3 protein-coding genes are annotated in these 3,642 nt (G+C 67.7%); all 3 read left to right on the top strand.

Annotation, left to right across the window (positions count from 1 at the left end; all coding sequences use genetic code 11):
* The first annotated feature begins 80 nt into the window (after window positions 1-80).
* The 3 genes from F3T56_RS45540 to F3T56_RS45530 all read left to right on the top strand — a co-directional run bounded on the left by F3T56_RS45540 (window position 81) and on the right by F3T56_RS45530 (window position 3,451).
* Window positions 81-923 (top strand): nitrilase-related carbon-nitrogen hydrolase, encoded by an 843-nt coding sequence (locus F3T56_RS45540; RefSeq protein ID WP_149831329.1) that lies wholly within the window; start codon window positions 81-83, stop codon window positions 921-923.
* A gap of 102 nt (window positions 924-1,025) precedes the next feature.
* Complete coding sequence (gene hydA / locus F3T56_RS45535) at window positions 1,026-2,420, top strand: dihydropyrimidinase (RefSeq protein ID WP_149831328.1); 1,395 nt, start codon at window positions 1,026-1,028, stop codon at window positions 2,418-2,420.
* Between the two features lie 11 nt (window positions 2,421-2,431).
* The gene (locus F3T56_RS45530) at window positions 2,432-3,451 is read left to right on the top strand and encodes a TIGR03842 family LLM class F420-dependent oxidoreductase (RefSeq protein WP_149831327.1); all 1,020 of its coding nucleotides are present in this window, start codon (window positions 2,432-2,434) and stop codon (window positions 3,449-3,451) included.
* Window positions 3,452-3,642 lie beyond the last annotated feature (191 nt).

Raw genomic sequence — 3,642 nt, 5'->3', positions numbered from 1 at the left:
TCGGAAGTGCCGTCTGCCCTGCGGGCGGACGACGGCACTTCCGACGCCCGCCCCAGCACACCGAGTGACCGGAGGTCCCGATGAGCAGAGTCATCCGCGCAGCGATCTTCCAGACCGCCTGGACCGGCGACAAGGAATCGATGATCCAGGTCCACGAGCAGGCGGCCCGCGACGCGGCCGCGCAGGGTGCGCAGGTCATGTGCTTCCAGGAGCTGTTCTACGGGCCCTACTTCTGCCAGGTCCAGGACAAGGCGTTCTACGAGTACGCCGAACAGATCCCCGACGGCCCCATCGTCAAGCGCTTCCAGGCGCTCGCCAAGGAGCTGAACCTCGTCCTCGTCCTGCCGATGTACGAGGAGGAACAGCCCGGCGTCCTCTACAACACGGCAGCCGTGATCGACGCGGACGGCAAGTACCTCGGCAAGTACCGCAAGCACCACATCCCCCAAGTGCCCGGCTTCTGGGAGAAGTTCTACTTCCGCCCGGGCAACGCCGGCTGGCCCGTCTTCGACACCGCCGTCGGCAAGATCGGCGTGTACATCTGCTACGACCGGCACTTCCCGGAGGGCTGGCGCGCGCTGGGACTCGGCGGTGCCGAGATCGTCTTCAACCCGTCGGCCACCTCACGCGGCCTCTCCCGCTACCTCTGGCAGTTGGAGCAGCCGGCGTCGGCCGTCGCCAACGAGTACTTCATCGGCGCCATCAACCGGGTCGGCGTCGAGGACCTCGGTGACAACGACTTCTACGGCACCTCGTACTTCGTCGACCCGGAGGCCCAGTTCGTGGGCGAGGTGGCCAGCGACAAGGAGACGGAGCTGGTCGTCCGCGACCTCGACATGGCCAAGCTCCGCGAGGTCCGCGACCGCTGGCAATTCTTCCGCGACCGCCGCCCGGACGCATACGGACCGATTACGGCGCCGTAGCGAAGCCTTACCCCGCGCCCCCTGTTTTCAGGGGCGCGGGGAGCTGCGCGACCAGCCACGACGAATCCGCACTCGACCCACAACCGAACGGAGCGTGACCGAATGACCGGCCGTACCCTCATCCGTGGCGGTCTCGTCATCACAGCCTCGGACGAACTGCACGCCGACGTCCTGATCGAGGACGGCCGAGTCGCCGCCCTCGCTGCCGCAGGCACCATGGCCTGGACCGCCGACCGCACGATCGACGCCACCGGCAAGTACGTGATCCCGGGCGGCGTAGACGCGCACACCCACATGGAGCTGCCGTTCGGCGGTACCTTCGCCTCCGACACCTTCGAGACCGGCACCCGGGCCGCCGCCTGGGGCGGTACGACGACGATCGTCGACTTCGCGGTACAGAGCGTGGGCCACACCCTGCGCGAGGGCCTGGACGCCTGGCACGCGAAGGCGGAGGGCAACTGCGCGATCGACTACGGCTTCCACATGATCGTGTCCGACGTGAATCAGGACACGCTCAAGGAAATGGATCTTCTGGTAGAAGAGGGTGTTACGTCATTTAAACAATTTATGGCGTATCCGGGGGTTTTCTACTCCGACGACGGCCAGATCCTGCGCGCCATGCAGCGCTCCGCCGAGAACGGCGGCCTGATCATGATGCACGCGGAGAACGGCATCGCGATCGACGTCCTGGTCGAGCAGGCGCTGGCACGCGGTGAGACCGACCCCCGGTATCACGGCGAGGTCCGCAAGGCCCTGCTCGAAGCCGAGGCCACCCACCGCGCCATCAAGCTCGCCCAGGTCGCCGGCGCCCCCCTGTACGTCGTGCACGTCTCGGCGATGGAGGCAGTCGCCGAGCTGGCCAAGGCACGCGACGAGGGGCTCAACGTCTTCGGCGAGACCTGCCCGCAGTATCTGTTCCTCTCCACGGACAACCTCGCGGAGCCGGACTTCGAAGGCTCCAAGTACGTGTGCAGCACGCCTTTGCGGCCTCGCGAACACCAGGCGAAGCTGTGGCGGGGCCTCAGGACCAACGACCTCCAGGTCGTCTCCACCGACCACTGCCCCTTCTGCTTCGTCGGCCAGAAGGAGCTGGGCCGAGGGGACTTCTCGAAGATCCCCAACGGACTCCCGGGCGTCGAGAACCGTATGGACCTGCTCCACCAGGCGGTCGTCGACGGGCGCATCTCGCGCCGCCGCTGGATCGAGATCGCCTGCGCGACCCCGGCGCGGATGTTCGGCATGTACCCGAAGAAGGGCACGATCGCGCCCGGCGCCGACGCCGACATCGTCATCTACGACCCGCACGCCGAGCAGGTCATGTCCGCCGAGACGCACCACATGAACGTCGACTACTCGGCGTACGAGGGCAAGCGCACCACCGGCCGGGTCGAGACGGTCCTCTCGCGCGGCGAACTCGTCATCACCGAGCGGGAGTACACCGGCCACGCCGGGCACGGCGTCTACACCCCCCGCTCCACCTGTCAGTACCTCAACTAGGAGCGGAGCCCATGGACTTCGGACTCGTCCTGCAGACCGACCCGCCGGCCTCGCGTGTCATCGAGCTGATGAAGCGCGCCGAGAACAACGGCTTCACCTACGGCTGGACCTTCGACTCCGCCGTGCTGTGGCAGGAGCCGTTCGTCATCTACAGCCAGATCCTCTCCAACACCACGAAACTGAAGGTCGGCCCGATGGTCACCAACCCGGGCACCCGCACCTGGGAGGTCACCGCCTCGACCTTCGCCACGCTGAACGACATGTTCGGCAACCGCACCATCTGCGGTATCGGCCGCGGCGACTCCGCGATGCGCGTCGCGGGCCGCACGCCGAACACGCTGGCCCGCATCAGCCAGGCCATGAAGGTCATCCGCGCGCTGGGCTCGGGCCAGGAGGCCGACCTCGGCGGCACGGTCGTCAAGTTCCCGTGGATCAAGGAGGACGCCGAACTCCCGGTCTGGATGGCCGCGTACGGCCCGAAGGCCCTGAAGATGACGGGGGAGGAGGCCGACGGCTTCATCCTCCAGCTCTCCGACCTGTACCTCACCGAGTACATGGTCAAGGCGGTCAAGGACGCGGCCGTCGCCGCCGGGCGCGACCCGTCCGCGGTGAAGATCTGCGTGGCCGCCCCCGCGTACATCACCGAGGACGACTCGCCCGAGGCGCTGGCCCACGCGCGCGAGCAGTGCCGCTGGTTCGGCGGGATGGTCGGCAACCATGTCGCCGACCTGGTGTCGAAGTACGGGGAGCACTCCGCCGCCGTACCGGAGGAGCTGACGGACTACATCAAGGCCCGTGAGGGGTACGACTACTCCCACCACGGACGCGCCGACAACCCCGACACCGCGTTCGTGCCCGACGAGATCGTCGACCGGTTCTGCGTCATCGGCACCCCCGAGATGCACATCGAGAAACTGAACGCACTGCGCGAGCTGGGCGTCGACCAGTTCGCCGTGTACGACATGCACGACGCCCAGGAGGCCGTGATCGACGCGTACGGCACGACGGTCATCCCGGTCGTCAACGGCTGACCCGGGTTCCTTTCCCAGGTCAGCCCCTGCAACAATCCGGAACGATCCGCTCCACTACGACGCCCCACCCCCCGACCCCCCCCCACACCTTGACTCCCTTCCCCGGCCGTCCCCGGGGAAGGGGTGGCGGGGCCGGAGAGGGGCGGGCACGTCCCCACGCCGTCCAGCACGCCGAGAGCACGCACCGAACG

The organism is Streptomyces tailanensis (assembly GCF_008386495.1).
Lineage (GTDB): Bacteria > Actinomycetota > Actinomycetes > Streptomycetales > Streptomycetaceae > Streptomyces > Streptomyces tailanensis.
The sequence above is the reverse complement of the archived record's forward strand: the minus strand, read 5'-3'. Positions and strand labels throughout refer to the sequence as shown.

Coding starts and splice junctions, on each gene's coding strand:
- F3T56_RS45540 (WP_149831329.1), top strand. CDS start 81: ATGAGCAGAGTCATCCGCGCAGCGATCTTCCAGACCGCCTGGACCGGC.
- hydA (WP_149831328.1), top strand. CDS start 1,026: ATGACCGGCCGTACCCTCATCCGTGGCGGTCTCGTCATCACAGCCTCG.
- F3T56_RS45530 (WP_149831327.1), top strand. CDS start 2,432: ATGGACTTCGGACTCGTCCTGCAGACCGACCCGCCGGCCTCGCGTGTC.